13 protein-coding genes are annotated in these 14,496 nt (G+C 66.2%); all 13 read right to left on the reverse strand.

Going from position 1 to position 14,496, the window contains the following annotated elements; genetic code table 11:
• Nucleotides 1-427: 427 nt before the first annotated feature.
• The gene (locus ACCQ07_RS17210) at nt 428-1,267 is read right to left on the reverse strand and encodes a glycosyltransferase family 2 protein (RefSeq protein ID WP_372356802.1); all 840 of its coding nucleotides are present in this window, start codon (nt 1,265-1,267) and stop codon (nt 428-430) included.
• Nucleotides 1,264-3,573, reverse strand: a complete 2,310-nt coding sequence (gene gspD / locus ACCQ07_RS17215; protein ID WP_372363487.1) for a type II secretion system secretin GspD — start codon at nt 3,571-3,573, stop codon at nt 1,264-1,266. Before gspD ends, ACCQ07_RS17210 begins: the two co-directional genes overlap by 4 nt.
• Nucleotides 3,570-4,367, reverse strand: coding sequence for a type II secretion system protein XpsN (gene xpsN, locus ACCQ07_RS17220; RefSeq protein WP_011348579.1), 798 nt, complete (start codon nt 4,365-4,367; stop codon nt 3,570-3,572). The genes gspD and xpsN overlap by 4 nt, the downstream gene beginning before the upstream one ends.
• Nucleotides 4,357-5,010, reverse strand: coding sequence for a type II secretion system protein GspM (gene gspM, locus ACCQ07_RS17225; protein ID WP_005913511.1), 654 nt, complete (start codon nt 5,008-5,010; stop codon nt 4,357-4,359). The genes xpsN and gspM overlap by 11 nt, the downstream gene beginning before the upstream one ends.
• Nucleotides 4,994-6,115 (reverse strand): PilN domain-containing protein, encoded by a 1,122-nt coding sequence (locus ACCQ07_RS17230; RefSeq protein ID WP_005913509.1) that lies wholly within the window; start codon nt 6,113-6,115, stop codon nt 4,994-4,996. Before ACCQ07_RS17230 ends, gspM begins: the two co-directional genes overlap by 17 nt.
• Nucleotides 6,112-6,963, reverse strand: coding sequence for a type II secretion system minor pseudopilin (locus ACCQ07_RS17235; protein WP_005913507.1), 852 nt, complete (start codon nt 6,961-6,963; stop codon nt 6,112-6,114). Before ACCQ07_RS17235 ends, ACCQ07_RS17230 begins: the two co-directional genes overlap by 4 nt.
• On the reverse strand, nt 6,960-7,595 hold the full coding sequence (locus ACCQ07_RS17240) for a type II secretion system protein J (protein ID WP_218507103.1): 636 nt from the start codon (nt 7,593-7,595) through the stop codon (nt 6,960-6,962). Before ACCQ07_RS17240 ends, ACCQ07_RS17235 begins: the two co-directional genes overlap by 4 nt.
• A complete protein-coding gene (xpsI, locus tag ACCQ07_RS17245) occupies nt 7,592-8,008 on the reverse strand; it encodes a type II secretion system protein XpsI (protein WP_008576216.1) in 417 nt (138 codons plus the stop codon). Before xpsI ends, ACCQ07_RS17240 begins: the two co-directional genes overlap by 4 nt.
• On the reverse strand, nt 8,005-8,514 hold the full coding sequence (xpsH, locus tag ACCQ07_RS17250; RefSeq protein ID WP_372363489.1) for a type II secretion system protein XpsH: 510 nt from the start codon (nt 8,512-8,514) through the stop codon (nt 8,005-8,007). The genes xpsI and xpsH overlap by 4 nt, the downstream gene beginning before the upstream one ends.
• A 9-nt stretch (nt 8,515-8,523) precedes the next feature.
• Entirely contained in the window at nt 8,524-8,955 is a 432-nt protein-coding gene (gene gspG / locus ACCQ07_RS17255) for a type II secretion system major pseudopilin GspG (protein ID WP_003490502.1), read from the reverse strand.
• Nucleotides 8,956-9,225: 270 nt separating this feature from the next.
• Nucleotides 9,226-10,443, reverse strand: coding sequence for a type II secretion system protein XpsF (gene xpsF / locus ACCQ07_RS17260; protein WP_003490504.1), 1,218 nt, complete (start codon nt 10,441-10,443; stop codon nt 9,226-9,228).
• Nucleotides 10,444-10,618: 175 nt separating this feature from the next.
• Nucleotides 10,619-12,346, reverse strand: a complete 1,728-nt coding sequence (gspE, locus tag ACCQ07_RS17265) for a type II secretion system ATPase GspE (protein ID WP_014091052.1) — start codon at nt 12,344-12,346, stop codon at nt 10,619-10,621.
• Between the two features lie 129 nt (nt 12,347-12,475).
• Nucleotides 12,476-14,359, reverse strand: coding sequence for a diffusible signal factor-regulated S8 family serine peptidase (locus ACCQ07_RS17270; protein ID WP_372363490.1), 1,884 nt, complete (start codon nt 14,357-14,359; stop codon nt 12,476-12,478).
• Nucleotides 14,360-14,496: the final 137 nt, after the last annotated feature.

Below are 14,496 nucleotides of genomic sequence, written 5' to 3' on the forward strand. Positions count from 1 at the left end.
GAATTGGGAATGGGAATTGGGAATTGGGAATTGGGAATTGGGAATCGTTGAAGAGCGTGCCGCATTGCTGCGTTCGTGGTGTGTGCGGCTTTGCTGCCACCTCGGTGTCATCAACAGCAGATTCGAAGCTACTTGATAGGCCGGATGACGTTTCGGCCAGAACGCATCGGTGACGTGCCGGCGGCATCGACGGGGCACGGCTGCTGATTGGGCGGTGGTTCCGCCTTTCGCCTGATGCAGGCATCACGACATCGATCCGGTCATGCGACAAGTGCGATCGCGAGAGCAGCGAGTGCGGCAGCGGAGTGGAACCTGCAGTTGCGATGTGCGCATGATCGGATGACGAACGTCGTCGTGCCTGCGTGATCCATGTAGATTGCGGACGATCACCGTGCCTGGCGGTGGGCAGGTCGTTCCGGCGGCGACGCTAGGCGTCGAACAACGCGCGTTGCAGATCCGGTGGCGGGAGGTGCGCCAGGAGTTGCGTCAGCTGGTCGCGCTGCGCGCGCAACGGGTCGTGCATGAGGAAATTGGCCAGGCGCGCATGCCAGGCCGGCCAGCGGGTAGCCAGCGCGTCCACGTCGCCTTCGGCCGGGCGGCCCTCGTGCGGGGAGGCAACGAAGGCGGTGTCGCACAGCACGTTACGCCAGCCCAGCCCACCCATGCGCAGGCTCAGATCCACCAGCGCCGCGTACCAGGAGCCGTAACTGCTGGCGTCCAGGCCACCGGCCTTGCGCCGCGCCGTTCCGCGCAACAGCACCGCATGCCCGATCGCCGACGGCAGTTCCGGGTGCAGCGGCGGCATCGCGGCACAGGCAGCCGCAAGCCGCTCGGATGAATCCGGCATCGGGTTGAGTTCGCCCAGCCGCGGCCAGCTGCAGGCCTCGCCCACATTGCTCCATGGCGTGGCGGTGGCGATCGCGGCGTCGCGTGCAAAACACGCGGTCAGCTGCCGCAACCACCCCGGCAACGGGCAAGCATCCAACCCCAGCACCACCACGTCGGCATCGCCGCAGGCGCTGAGCATTTCGTCCAGATGCGCCACCTCGCCCAGCATGCGCTGGCGACGGGTGTAATGCGCCTGCAATGGCGTGCGTGCCAGCCAATGTTCGATCACTGCGCGCCCGCGCGGGCCGGCCTGCGCATCATCGGCCAGCCACACGCGTGTTCCTGCAGGCGTGGCCGCATCCAATGCGCCCAGACACGCATCCAGCGCCTCGTCGTCGGTGCCCACCGGCACCAGCACGACCGGCAGCGCTGCACTCATTGCGGCTTCTGGTTGGGTTTCAGAGGTTCCATGGCCTTGAATTTCTGGCCATATTCGTCGGTGAGATTGCGCGCTTCCTGCGGGTTGCGCACGATCGACGGGGTGATCAGCACGATGACTTCGCGGCGGTTGCTGGTGCGGCTCTTGGTGCCGAACAGCGCACCGACCACCGGCAACTTGCTCAGGAACGGCACGCCATTGCTTCCATTGGTGGTGCTGTCGTCGATCAAGCCGGCCAACATGATGGTGTCGCCGCTCTGCACGGCGGCCTCGGTCTTGACCCGGCGCGTATTGATGTCGACATTACAGGCGGCCGCGTTGATGGTGGCGGTTGCAGACAAGCACGCGGTCGGTCGATCGCCCGGGCTGCTGACCTCCTGCACGATATCCAGGAACACCATGCCGTCCTTGGTGACACGCGGGCGCACCTTGAGGATCACACCGGTATCGATGTACTGCACCGACGAATAGCTGCTATCCACACCGATGCCGGTATTGATCGAGGTGGAGTTGATGGCGATGCGCGAGCCGACGTTGAGCGTGGCCTCGGCATTGTTGCGCACGAATACCGACGGGGTCTGCAGCAGACGCACGTCGGTGACCTTGTCCAGCGCAGTGATGATTGCGGCGGCATTCTTGCCGAGGAAGCTCCACGCCACCCCGTCACCAGTGACCTTGCCGGCAATATCGCCCCAGATATTGCGCCCTGCAGCACTGGGAAGTCCTGCACCTCCACCGAAGCCCGGGCCGTTGCTATTCGAGTCAGTGGCCGCATTGACCGCATTCTCGAAATACCAATTGACGCCATAGCTCAACTGGCCCGTCAGGTTGACCTCGGCTACCTGCGCCTCGATATGCACCTGCATCGGCATCACGTCGAGCTTCTCGATGACGTCGCGGATCGAGCTCCATGCCTGCGGCGTGGAGCGCACCAGCAAGGTATTGGTCTCGGCCACCGCCGAGACACCCACCTTGTCGCCGGCCACTTCCAGCGTCACTGCGCCGTTGCCATTGCTGCGCGGCGACAGCTGCAGGCTGCCGTTACCCAAACCACCACTGCTGCTACCGCTGGTGCCGAAACCGCTGCCCGACGAACTGCCATCGCTGCTGTCGCCGATGCTGCCGCCGGTCATGCCGGAGCTGCTGCCCAGGCTGCTGTCGCGGTTGCCGAGCGTGCCACCGAGCACGCTGGTTTCCGACCCCGGCGCCAGCGACGCATTGGAATCGCCACCGTTGCTGCGGCCACCGAACACTTCCGAAAGCCGATCGGCCAGGTCCTTGGCCTTGATGTACTTCAGCTCGTAGGAGAACAGCCGCACGCCGCCACCGGCGCTGTCGATACGGTCCAGCCATTGCTGGATCTGATCCAGATAACGCGGCTGCGGGGTGATCACCAGCACCGCGTTGGCGTTTTCCAGCGGCATGAAACGGAACATGCCGGCGCTGGGGGTCTTGCTCTGCTCGCCGAACACCTTTTCCAGATCCGCACTGACCTTTTCGGCCTTGCCGGACTGGATCGGAAACACGCCCACCGACATGCCCGACAACCAGTCCACGTCGAAGATCTGCACGGTGCGCAGATAGTTTTCCAGCTCGGCGCGAGTGCCGCCCAGGGTGATCACATTGCGCGCCGGGTCGGTGCCGACGATGGCATTCGGGCGCGCGTACGGCTCCAGCACCTTTTTCATTTCGCTGGCGGAAATGAACTTCAGCGGCACCACGCGCACCTCGAAACCGCGTGCGGCAGAGGGCGATGCGGTGCTGGGCGCCACGGTGCCGGCCAACGCCTGGTCGGCCGGCACGATGTTGTAGCGGCCACCGCTGAATACCATGCGGGCGTTGTTCCAGCCCAGCACCATCTCCAGCAGGTTCAGCGCCTGCGCGGGCGACACCGGATTGGGCGTGGCCAAGGTCACGGTGCCCTGCACGCCGGGCGCGATGACGTAGTTCTGGCCGAGCATGTCGCCCAGGATCGCCTTGACCACCGCCTGCACCGATTCGCCTTCGAAATTGAAGGTGGCACTGCCGCTGCTGGCCATGCCCAGCGTGGGCGCCGGCGCGGACGCGGCGCCCTGGTTGATCATGGTGCCGCTGCCGCGCCGGATCACCGGACTGGGCTTGGCACTGGCGTTGGCGTTGCCATCGGCAGCCTGCTCGGCGGCGGTCTGGGTGGCGCCGGCAGCACCGACTTGCGGATCCAGGCGCGCGTTGCGGCGCACGTCCGGCGGCGGAGTGGTGGCGCAACCGGCCAGCAGGCCAATCAGCAGGGACACGGGAAACAGGCGCGGCGTCATGCGTTCACTCATTGGGTCTGACCGGGGGTAGAGCCGCTCTGGCGCTGCTGTTGCAGCTGGCGGCGTCGGGCTTCGATGCGTTCGCGGATGGCACGCATCTGATCGTCGGAGGGGCGTGGGGCTTCCTGCGCGCCATCGCTGCGCTGCGGCGGCACGGTTGGCGGTGTCTGCCCGCCTGGCTGCTGCTGTTGCACCGGCGCGACCGGTTGCGGTTGCGGCGGCTGCGGCGGGGCAAGTGCGGCAGCGTCGGGGGACGGTACCGGCGGGGTGGCAGTGGCGGCACCCCGTGCGGCGGCATTGGCGGTGGGCGGCTGCCCGCCCTGGCCGTTGAACACATGCAATTCCAGGGTTTGCGTGCCGCTGGGGCCTTCGATGGTTGCGCTACGCGGCTGCAGGGCGAGCAGGCGCCAGCCTTTCACCGCTTCGCCGCCCAGCTGCACGCGCACCGAATCCTGCGGGTCCAGGGTCAACGTCGCCATCTTGAAGTTGTCCGTCAGCAGCACGCCGGTCAGGCGTACTGTCGAAGCGGCGCTGCTGCCATCGTTGCCGGACAGGAAGAACGGATGCGGCAGGCGGTCTTCGGCAAACGCCGGGTGCGCGGCGATTTCCGAATATTTCTCGAATGGGCCCAGGCGCTCCGGCGCCGGTGCCGGCAACGTGGGCAGACGCTGCACCAGCGCCGGGTCGTCGGGCAGCAGCTCGACGCGCTTGCCCAGGCCGGCGACGGCCAGCACGCACACCAACAGCGCCCAACCGACCACGGTGGCCAGCAGCCAGGTGCGCAGGCCGATCATGTCAAGGCGCATTGCTGGCCTCCGCCGCGTTGGGGGCAGCAGGTGCGGCCTCGTTGTTCAGCGGTGCGGCGCTGGCGCCCGGGCGCAGATAGCCGGCCAGCTCGAAGGCGATATCCAGGCCGTTGCCGCTTTCGTTGGGCGAGAGCTGGTAGCGCTGCGCCATCACGTTGAGGTTGTCCACGAACAAGCGCGGCGTGCCGTTTTCCAGGCTGTACAGCACCGAGGCCAGTTCCGGCGTGCCGCAGCGCAGACGCACCTGCACCGCCACGCGGGTGAAGCGGTTCTTGCTCTCCGGCTGCAACGGCGAGCGATTGCTGATGGCGCAGCTGCGGTTGCCAGGACTGGCCTCCACCACCGCGCGTTCCAGCCGCTGCACCAGCCCGGCGGAGGCGAGTTCGGCCGAGGTTTCCGGCAGGAAGCCCGGGCGGCTTTCCAGCGTCTGCCGCGCCTGCTGCAGCCGCTTGCTGACTTCCGGCGCCTGCTGCAATTGCACGCGCACGCGCAGCTCGCGTTCGCGCAGCGCCTGCAGGTCGTCCTGCACCGCGATCATCGGTTGGGTGAACCATGGGTGCACCAGCACCAGGTAGGCCACGCCGATCACCAGCAACAGCAGGCCCAAAGCGATCCAGCGATCGCGCTTAACGCTGCGTGGCATCGGCCGCCTCCTTCGCATCGGGGCCGGCAAGCTCGGCGGTGATGGTGAAACGGTCGACATTCCGGCCGGCATCGCTCTGCAGCACGCCGGTCAACGACGGCGTACGCCACAACGGCGAGCCTTCCAGACGACGCACCAGCGAAGAGGCTTCGTTGCTCAATCCGATCAACTGCAGTTGCCCGCCTTCGACCGAAAATTTTTCTAGATACGTGCCACCGGGCAGGCGCCGGCTCAGTTCGTCCCAGATTTCGACCGAGGTCGGGCGGGTGGCGCGTTGCTGCTGGAAGAACCGCGCGCCTTCGACCAGGTCCATCAATTGCTGCCGTTCGGCAGCGACCTTGCGCGCGCGCGCGGCGTTGGCCTGCACCTTGGCGCGCAGATCGTCGGCGGCCTGACGGCGGTTGTCGAGCAGCAGCCAGCCGGCAACGGCCAGCAGCACCAGCGCAGAGGCGGCCAGCAACAGGTTCCAGCGCTGCATCGGGTCGCTGCGGCGCAGGCGTCGCGTCGGCGGCAGCAGGTTCACGCCCAACGGCAGGCCATTGGCGTCGGTCACATCGATGCCCGACAGCGCGCTGTTCCATGCGTCCGGCACACCGGCCGGGCCATCGATCATGCGTCGCGGCACCACCACCAGTTCGGCATCGAGCTGGCCGTCTTCGCGCACATCGAGCACGCGCGCATCGAAATACACCTGGTCGGCAGTGAACGGGGTTTGTCGATCGATCTCGAAACGCGCCACGTCCTGCAGGCGTGCCGCTGCCGCTGCGGGCAGGCGCAATGGCCGGCGCAAGGCGTGCGCGGCCGGCAACAGCCAATGCCGCGGCAGGCCTTCAAGCGCTGTCGGCAGCAAGCCATTGACTTCCTGCGGATGCACCGGCCACGGCAGGCTGGCGACGGTGTCGCAGCTGTGATCGCGCTGGCGCAGCAACTGCAGCGTGTCGCCATCCTGTTGCAACAGCAGGCGTGCCTGCGACAGGCCCAACTGCCATTGCCACCGCTGCGGCAGCCAGGCCAGCAGCGATTGTTGCCACCAACGCCAGAAGCCTCCGGCTCCCGGCATGGCGCGTACGCCGATACGACCCAAGGTATCCCGCCATGCGGTCATTGCACTGCTGCTCCCTCTTCCCAACGCAACACGGTATAGGCCGACCCTGGTAATGCGGACGCGCTGGTCGACACCACCGCCCGCAACACGGCCTCGCGTCCCTGACTCAGTCGCGCCCGGCTCTCGATACTATAAGTGTCAGACCCACCGACCGTCGCCTCGCTGCCCGGCAAACCCAGCGGCGCGTCACGCTGGGCCAGCAGTTGCTGCGCGTCCAGACCCATCGCGGTGAGCACCGGGGCGGGCGCAAAACGCGCTTCAGGCCGCGAACGACCGCTGTACAGCGTGACGTTGGGCAACAGCTTGCGATACAGCTCGCCGTCGATGCCCAACACCAGGCGCAGTTCGCCCAGGGTTTCGAATGGACTGTCTTTTGCGCCATACGGCAGCCCGGCATCGGCGTAATCGCGATCTTCCGCGCCACCGCCGGGCTGGCTCAATGAATCGCCATCGCGCCAATCGACGATGGCACCGGCGATGCGCCCGGCACTGGCCTGCTCGCCGCCCACCGCGCGCACCAGACCGGCGAGCAAGGTGGGCTCGGCCATGTTCAGATCCACCTTGCCGCTTTCATCGGTGATACGAATCTCCACGCTGGCATCGTCCATCTGCCAGCGATAACGTCGGCCGTCCGGGCGCCAGCGTGCCTGGGTGTCGGCATCTTGCAAGCGAAACAATGCGTATTCCAGGCCAGAACGTGCGTACTCCTGCGCCTGCGCGCCGTTGCGCAGCATGCTGCCCTGCAGCGCTTCCACGCGCGCGGTGAGCGCGAACGCACCGATCATCGCGGTAAGCAATGCGATCAACCACAACACCAGCACCAGCGCGGCACCGCGCGAACGACTCATTGCCCTGCCCCCGGGTTGCTGGATTGCGGCAACGCCACCACCAGCGGCGGCCATGCGGCATCGTCGCTGCGGATGTCGATGCGCACCATCAGCGGCAAGCGGTCGTGCCATTCCCACTGCGGCAGCCATGCGCTCAGGCGCCCGGTTTGCGGATCCATCCCGCGATACCGAAAACTCACCTGTTGCACGCCTTGGGCAAGGGTCTCCGGCGGCAGCGGGCTGCTTTCTTCGATCGACTTGCCGGACTGCAGCATGGTCAAGGCAATCAGCAGGTTGCGCCGATCGCCATCGCCGGCGACCGACAGGTCGTGCAGATACGGCCCGCCGCGGCCCAGGTAATCGGGCACGTCTGCGGCAAAGCGCAGGCGTTGCGGCTCGCCGATGAACAGGATCGGCTGCTGGCTTTGCGTATCGATGCCCATGGCGATCGGCAATGCGGCGGCCAGCCGCCGCCGCAGGAATTCTTCCACCGCACGTACGCGCTCGCTGCGCTGTGCGATCGCTTCGCCGCGCTGACTCACCGCACTGGCCGAGCGCAAGGTGGCAAACGCCAACGCCAACCCACCGACCAGCAACATCGTGGCCAGCAGCACTTCGATCAAGGTGAAGCCTGCGCTGCGCGAACGGCTCATGGCGGGCTGCCCTGCGTGTTGGCCGCCACCAGCCGCAACGTGCGCCATTGCAGCATCTGATTGGGCTGCTCGCCCCAGCGCACCACCAAGGTCAATTGCAGCAGCCGGTGCGCGCCGGGCGACATCGGCGCCTGCGGGTTGCGCCGTGGCTCGTCGTACGGGCGCACGTCCATCGACCAGCGAAAGTGGCCGTTTTCGAACGTGCCTTGCTGCTGCTCGGGCTGCAGCGGCTTGTCGATGCCCTGCACGGCCAGCAGCGACTGCGCGTGCAAGGTGGCGCGCGTGCTTTCATCGGCCGCGCGCACCTGGCGTGCGGCGCCGGACAACGACCCCAGCAACAGGGTCAATGCCAACGCCAGCAACGCGAAGGCAACGATCACTTCGATCAGGGTGTAACCGCGCTGACGCTTCATGGCGCCGGCGTCCGCAAGGGGCCCGAACGCACCTCACCGGTGATCCAGCCCACGTCCACGCGCCATCGGGCGTCCTTGACCTGCAGATCGATGCGCCCGCCGGTGGACGCACCATCCGGAAAGAACTGGATCGCGCCCTGATCCTGCCGCGATTGCACCTGGCGCGCGCCGGTGAAGCGCACTTCCAGCGACGGCGGCAGATCGCCGTGATGGCCGCCGGGTGCTTCCCAGCGCCGCTGCTGCGGGTCGATCAGAAACCGCTGCGGTGTGCCGGTGGCAATCGCCTGGGTGCGCGTGTAGCGCAGCTGCGAGGCGATGGCCTTGCCGGCAGTGCGCAGGCGCATGCCGTCGATGCCGCCGTTCAATGCTGCGGCAGCAAGCACGCCGGCTATTGCGATCAACGCGATCACCAGCAGCATCTCCAGCAACGAGGTGCCACGCGCGCGTGCCCGACCAGGGCCGACCACTTCATGCCGATGACGCAACGGCTGACACGCAACGCGCATGGCGAGCGCTTATTGGTACTTGATGTCCGCGTCGTAACTGCTGCCACCGGGCTTGCCGTCCTTGCCCAGGCTGATCAGATCGAACGGCTGACCGTCGCCGGGCGCGCGGTATTCGATGGCGTGGCCCCATGGGTCGTTGAGTTCGGCCGGCTTGGCGTACGGGCCCAGCCAACCGCTGCTGTCGCCGGGCTGGGTGACCAGGTCATCGAGTTTGCTCGGCAGCTTGCCGGTGTCGAGCTGGAAATTCTCGATCTTGCCGGCCAGCGTCTGGATCTGCGACTTGGCCAGATTGGCCTTGCCGCGATCGGCACCGCCCAGCACGCGGCTGCCGACCAGCGTGAGCACCGCACCGATCAGCACGATGACGATGATGATTTCCAGCAAGCTCATACCGGCCTGGCCTGCGCGCGACGGACTGCGGGTGATGGAACGCTTGATCATGAACGATTTCCTTGCACGTCGATGAAGGATGCTGCCGCCAACACATGACACGGCGGGCATTGCAAAGGTTCCCGCATGGGTGTCGTGCGGTCACCGGAACGTTGTGGTGAATACGCTGCCCGGTCAAGCGCGTGGCTGACAGGGCATTGCGCGCGCTTGGCCGTTGGACGCGGCACACGCGCGGGATGTGCAGTGTACGAGCGCGCCATGCCGATTCCGAGCAGCGGCTGTGCTCGGGTGAAGACTGCACCGTTGCACAGAGCTCCGCTCTCAGCCGATTGCATTGGTGAGGTCATACAGCGGGACCAGGACCGAAATGATGACAAGCCCCACCACCGAGGCCAGTACCAGCGTGATGAACGGCACCAGCGCAGCCAGTGCGCGGTCGATGGCCTGCGCGGTTTCCAGCTCGAAGGTGTCGGCGGTCTTGAGCAGCATCGTGTCCAATGCGCCGGACTCTTCGCCCACCTGGATCATCTGCAGCGCCAGCCGCGGAAAGCGCTTGCCGCGTGCCAGCGACATCGACAGGCCATGGCCGTTCTTGACGTCGTCGGCCGCATTGGCAACATCCTCCACCAACGCCAGATTGGACATGACGTTGCGCGCGATGCCGATCGCCGCCAGCAACGGCACGCCATTGCGCAGCAAGGTGCCCAGGGTGCGCGTCAGGCGTGCGGTTTCCAGCCGGGCAATCAGGCTGCCGACCACCTTCTGGCGCAGCAGCCATTGGTCCAGCGATGCACGGAACGCGGCATTGCGACGCTTGCGATCCAGCCACAGCCCCAGCACGCCCGGCACGACGATCAGCACGATCCACCAGTCGCGCACCAGCAGGCCCACGCTCAACACCGCCTGGGTAAACCATGGCAGTGCCACATCCAGGCTTTCGTACATCTGCGCAAATTGCGGCACCACGTAACCGAGCAGGAACAGCAACGCACAGCCCACCACCGCCAGCAGGATGGCCGGGTAGATCAGCGCGTTGATCACCTTGCCCCTGAGCGCACGGCTGCGCTCCAGATAATCGGCCAGCCGCTGCAGCGTGTCCTGCATGCTGCCGCCAGCTTCGCCGGCGCGCACCATGTTGATGTACAGCTTGGAAAACAGCCCGTGCTGGCGCTCGAGTGCGGACGACAACGGCGCACCGCCGCGCACGGTATCGCGCACATCGCCGATCACCCGCCGGCTTTTTTCGTCTTCGGGCAGATCCATCAGAATCGACAGTGCACGGTCCAGCGGTTGCCCCGCGCCGATCAACGTGGCCAGTTGCTGGGTGAATTGCACCAGCGCCGCATTGTCGAACGGCTTCTTGCGCAGCAGCATGCGCAGCGACGGCGAATCGTTTTCGCCGGTGGCCAGGCGCGTTTCCACCGGCAGATGGCCCTGTTCCTGCAGACGCAACGCCACCTCGGCATCGCTGGCCGCTTCCATCTGGCCGTCGAGCATTTCGCCGTGGGCGTCCAGGGCCTTGTAGCGGTAGAGGGGCATCAGGCTGGGAGGCCGGGATTGGGGAATCGGGAATCGGGATTCGGGAAAAGCACATCGCTGCGTATTGGCGACATCGCGCACGCATCGCTGTGCACGCACAGCGGAGCCAGCGGGTGGCCGTGCTGGCGGTTCGTTGGTCCGGTGCCTGCCAGGCGTGTTTCTGTCGCGTTACCGATCACGCATCCTCCGTGACGCGCAGGACTTCTTCGATGGTGGTTTCGCCGCGCAGGGCCTTGGACAGCCCATCTTCGTACATGGTGCGCATGCCGGCCTGGCGGGCGAGTTGTTCGATTTCGCCCATGCCGGCACGGCGCATCACCGCACGGCGCAATTCGTCGTTCATCACCAGGAATTCGACGATGGTGGTGCGGCCCAGATAACCGGTGGGCGCGGTGGCCGAGGGTCGCGGGCGATACAGGAAGATCTCGCCCTCCGGTTGCAGGCGACGCAGGTCGAACCTGGCGATTTCTTCCGGCGAGGCGGCGTAGCGCTCGGCGTTGGCCAGGTCGAGTTTGCGCACCAGGCGCTGCGCCAGGATGCCGTTGATGGTGGAGGTGAGCAGATAATCCTCCACGCCCATGTCGAGCAGACGGGTGATGCCGCCGGCCGCGTTGTTGGTATGCAGCGTGGACAGCACCAGGTGGCCGGTGAGCGCGGACTGGATCGCGATGCGTGCGGTTTCCAGGTCGCGCATTTCGCCGATCATGATGATGTCCGGATCCTGACGCACGATGCTGCGCAATGCGTTGGCGAAATCCAGCCCGATCTGCGGCTTGGCCTGGATCTGGTTGATGCCTTCGATCTGGTATTCCACCGGGTCTTCGACAGTGATGATTTTCACATCCGAGGTGTTGAGCTGGCTCAACGCGGTGTACAGCGTGGTGGTCTTGCCCGAGCCGGTGGGGCCGGTGACCAGCATGATGCCGTGCGGTTGCTCCAGCACCTTGCGGAACTGCGGCAAGAAGTCTTCGGTAAAGCCCAGCTTGTAGAAGTCGAACACCACCGTTTCGCGATCCAGCAGGCGCATCACCACGCTTTCGCCATGCGCGGTGGGCACGGTGCTGACGCGCAGGTCCAGCTCCTTGCCCTGCACGCGCAGCATGATGCGGCCGTCCTGCGGCAGGCGGCGCTCGGCGATGTTGAGCTTGGCCATGATCTTGATGCGGCTGATGACTGCAGCAGTGAGCTTGGCCGGTGGGCTTTCGCCTTCCACCAGCACGCCGTCCACGCGGTAACGCACCTTGAGCCGGCTTTCGAACGGTTCGATATGGATGTCGGAGGCGCGCAGTTCCACCGCGTGCTGGATCACCAGGTTCACCAGCCGGATCACCGGCGCTTCGGAGGCCAGATCGCGCAGCGCTTCGATGTCGTCGCTGCTGTTGGCATCGCCATCGGCGGTTTCCACGATGGTGCCCATCGCACTGCGGCCCTGGCCGTACCAGCGCTCGATCAGGTCATCGATTTCCGAACGCAGGCCCACCTGCAACAGCAACGTGCAGCCGGTGGCAAGACGCACCGCATCAATGGCGTAATCGTCGTAAGGATCGGCGATCCACAGCTCCAGCCGGCCATCGCGTTCGCCGACCGGGCACAGATGAAATTGCTTGAGAAAGCGCAGCGACAACCCCTGTACTTCCGGCAGCATTTCCGGCGGCGTGTCGCCGAGCTGGCGTGCGTCCACCAACGGCAAGCCAAGCACATCGGCGCAGGTTTCTGCATGATCGCGTTCGGACACCAGACCCAAACGGCCGAGCAAGGCGAGCAGGCCCATGCCGGATTCGGCCTGCAATTGGCGCGCGCGCAGCAGATCGGTGTCTTTCAGACGACGGCGTTCAAGCAGCGCATCGACGATGCGCGTCTCCGCACTTCGATGCTCGATTGGATCGACGGCAACCGCGTTCACACTCGTCTCCACTGGTCCGGCGCCGACTGTAGCAGTTTGCCGCGACGATCAACCGCACGCATTTGAAACGCCCTGAAAAACAATGCCCCCGGCGATTGGCCGGGGGCATCGGTCACACTATTTCGCTACTTACTGTCGTGCAACGAGCGTCAGCTTCGCGTAGCTCGCCGCGCCGACCAACTTGATGTAGTAGGTGCCGGCCTTGGGGGCAGTGAAACGCACGGTTTCGCTGTTGCCCGGACGGGTCGACTTGGCGTCGTAGCTTGTGGCGCTGGGCTCGGCCTCGAAGCTGACGTACATCGACACATCGCCGGTGCCGCCGTAGGTCATGAAGCTGAGCACGGCGCCGGCCTTGGCCTCGAAGCTGTACAGCGTGGAGCTGCCGGCGGTACCGCTCAATCCAGCAACAGGCGCCTTGTTGGTGAGCGCAATGGCGCTCGGCGCGCAGCTCTCGGTGGCCGGGTCGCACGGCTCCTCCAGCACGGCTTCCAGCGCGGCCTTGGCGTCGACGATACCGCTGCCGATCGGGGTGCTGGCCGGCGGAGTCACCGGGAAGGGGCGACTGGTCTGCTTGAGCAGGGCTTCGACCGCAGCCGGGGTCAGCGGGCCATCGCCCAGACCGATGGCTGCGCTCTGCACCAGCGCCACGACGCCGGCCACGTGCGGCGAGGCCATCGAGGTGCCGCCTAGACCCATATAGGTATAGCTACCGGAGGTCGGCGTGGTCGCACCGGTGTACCCGGCCTGCCAGACGTAACCGCCCGGATTGCCGTCCACGCTACCGCCGCCGCCCGGGCCAGAGAGGTCGACCTTGCTGCCGTAGTTGGAGTAGTAGGCGATGCCACCGGTGATGCGCGTGGCGCCAACGGTGATGGTGTTGTTGCAGCTGGCCGGCGAATGGTTGGCCGCATCTTCGCTGCTGTTGCCGGCCGCGACCACGACGGTGGTGCCGCGCGACACCGCGCCATTGATCGCCAGCTGGGTGGCCGAATCGCAGGGCTCGCCGCCCCCGAGGCTCATGTTGATCACTTCGGCCGGATTGGTGTTGGCCGGCACGCCGTCGACGCTGCCGCCGGAGGCCCACACGATCGCATCGGCGATGTCGGAGGTGTAGCCGCCGCAACGGCCGAGCACGCGCACCGGCAGGATGGTCGCCTTCGGCGCGACGCCCGCCATGCCCACGCCGTTATTGGTCGCCTCGGCCACGGTGCCCGAAACGTGGGTGCCGTGCCAGGAACTTTCCTGCGCCTGCGAGCCCGCGTAGCAGACGTTGTCGGCCTCTTCCCAGTCACCGTAATCGAGTGCGCCCGGCACGCGCGCATCGGTGGGACGACGCGAGACTTCGGCGTCGGTGATGAAGTCGTAGCCCTGCAGGAGATTGCCGGCAAAATCGGGGTGATCCGGCAGGATGCCGGTATCCAGCACCGCCACCACCACGCCTGCGCCCTGCGACAGATCCCAGGCGCCCGGTGCGTTGATGCCGCCGTTGGGGTTGCTCAGGTGCCACTGGTACTGGGCGTAGAACGGGTCGTTGGGAACCAGCTGCGGGCTCACGTCGGTGGCAGGAAGGCTTTTGCTGATATCGATCGGGCGCAGCATGCGGTCGATCTGCACGTCGGCCACGGATGGGTCGTTCTTGAGCTCGACCACCACCTTGTCCACCTGCGCGGCGGTCAGCGTGCTGGACAGCTTGATCAGGTCCGAGCCGATGCCCAGCTTGCGCACATACGTCGCCTTGGCGGCGGCAGCGCTGCTGCGCGCGCCGGTACTGGCGCCAACGCGGCCCACCGCGGCCTGCACGGCGCTCAGCTTGCTGCTGCGATCGGTTGCAGCGGCGGTATTGTCCTTGTAGCGCACGATCAACCGGCTACCGAACGCTTCGCCGGCCGGGGCTGCCTGGGTCGGTTCCTTGACCAGCAGTTTGGGGGCGGCAGCGAGCGTGCCAGAGGCACCGAGGGCCATCATCAGGATGGCGCCGGTCAGCGGGTTGAGACGGAAATTCTTGTCGATCACGGTGAAGTCCTCTTCGTATTTTTCGTGAATCAGGCTTGGCGCAGCCGGCGCAATCGCTGCGTAGCCGCGGTGCGGTGCGCTGCGTCCTTGTCGGCCACCCCTGGTACGGCCATCACTCCATGCGAATCCGTTGGCCG

It is taken from the genome of Xanthomonas sp. NCPPB 3583, from assembly GCF_041475715.2.
Lineage (GTDB): Bacteria > Pseudomonadota > Gammaproteobacteria > Xanthomonadales > Xanthomonadaceae > Xanthomonas > Xanthomonas euvesicatoria.

What these genes read in the sequence shown, in the direction of transcription:
- ACCQ07_RS17230 (WP_005913509.1), bottom strand. Translation starts at nt 6,115, where the DNA reads ATGACCGCATGGCGGGATACCTTGGGTCGTATCGGCGTACGCGCCATG.
- gspM (WP_005913511.1), bottom strand. Translation starts at nt 5,010, where the DNA reads ATGCCACGCAGCGTTAAGCGCGATCGCTGGATCGCTTTGGGCCTGCTG.
- xpsN (WP_011348579.1), bottom strand. Translation starts at nt 4,367, where the DNA reads ATGCGCCTTGACATGATCGGCCTGCGCACCTGGCTGCTGGCCACCGTG.
- ACCQ07_RS17235 (WP_005913507.1), bottom strand. Translation starts at nt 6,963, where the DNA reads ATGAGTCGTTCGCGCGGTGCCGCGCTGGTGCTGGTGTTGTGGTTGATC.
- xpsH (WP_372363489.1), bottom strand. Translation starts at nt 8,514, where the DNA reads ATGCGCGTTGCGTGTCAGCCGTTGCGTCATCGGCATGAAGTGGTCGGC.
- ACCQ07_RS17210 (WP_372356802.1), bottom strand. Translation starts at nt 1,267, where the DNA reads ATGAGTGCAGCGCTGCCGGTCGTGCTGGTGCCGGTGGGCACCGACGAC.
- gspD (WP_372363487.1), bottom strand. Translation starts at nt 3,573, where the DNA reads ATGAGTGAACGCATGACGCCGCGCCTGTTTCCCGTGTCCCTGCTGATT.
- ACCQ07_RS17240 (WP_218507103.1), bottom strand. Translation starts at nt 7,595, where the DNA reads ATGAGCCGTTCGCGCAGCGCAGGCTTCACCTTGATCGAAGTGCTGCTG.
- xpsI (WP_008576216.1), bottom strand. Translation starts at nt 8,008, where the DNA reads ATGAAGCGTCAGCGCGGTTACACCCTGATCGAAGTGATCGTTGCCTTC.
- xpsF (WP_003490504.1), bottom strand. Translation starts at nt 10,443, where the DNA reads ATGCCCCTCTACCGCTACAAGGCCCTGGACGCCCACGGCGAAATGCTC.
- gspG (WP_003490502.1), bottom strand. Translation starts at nt 8,955, where the DNA reads ATGATCAAGCGTTCCATCACCCGCAGTCCGTCGCGCGCAGGCCAGGCC.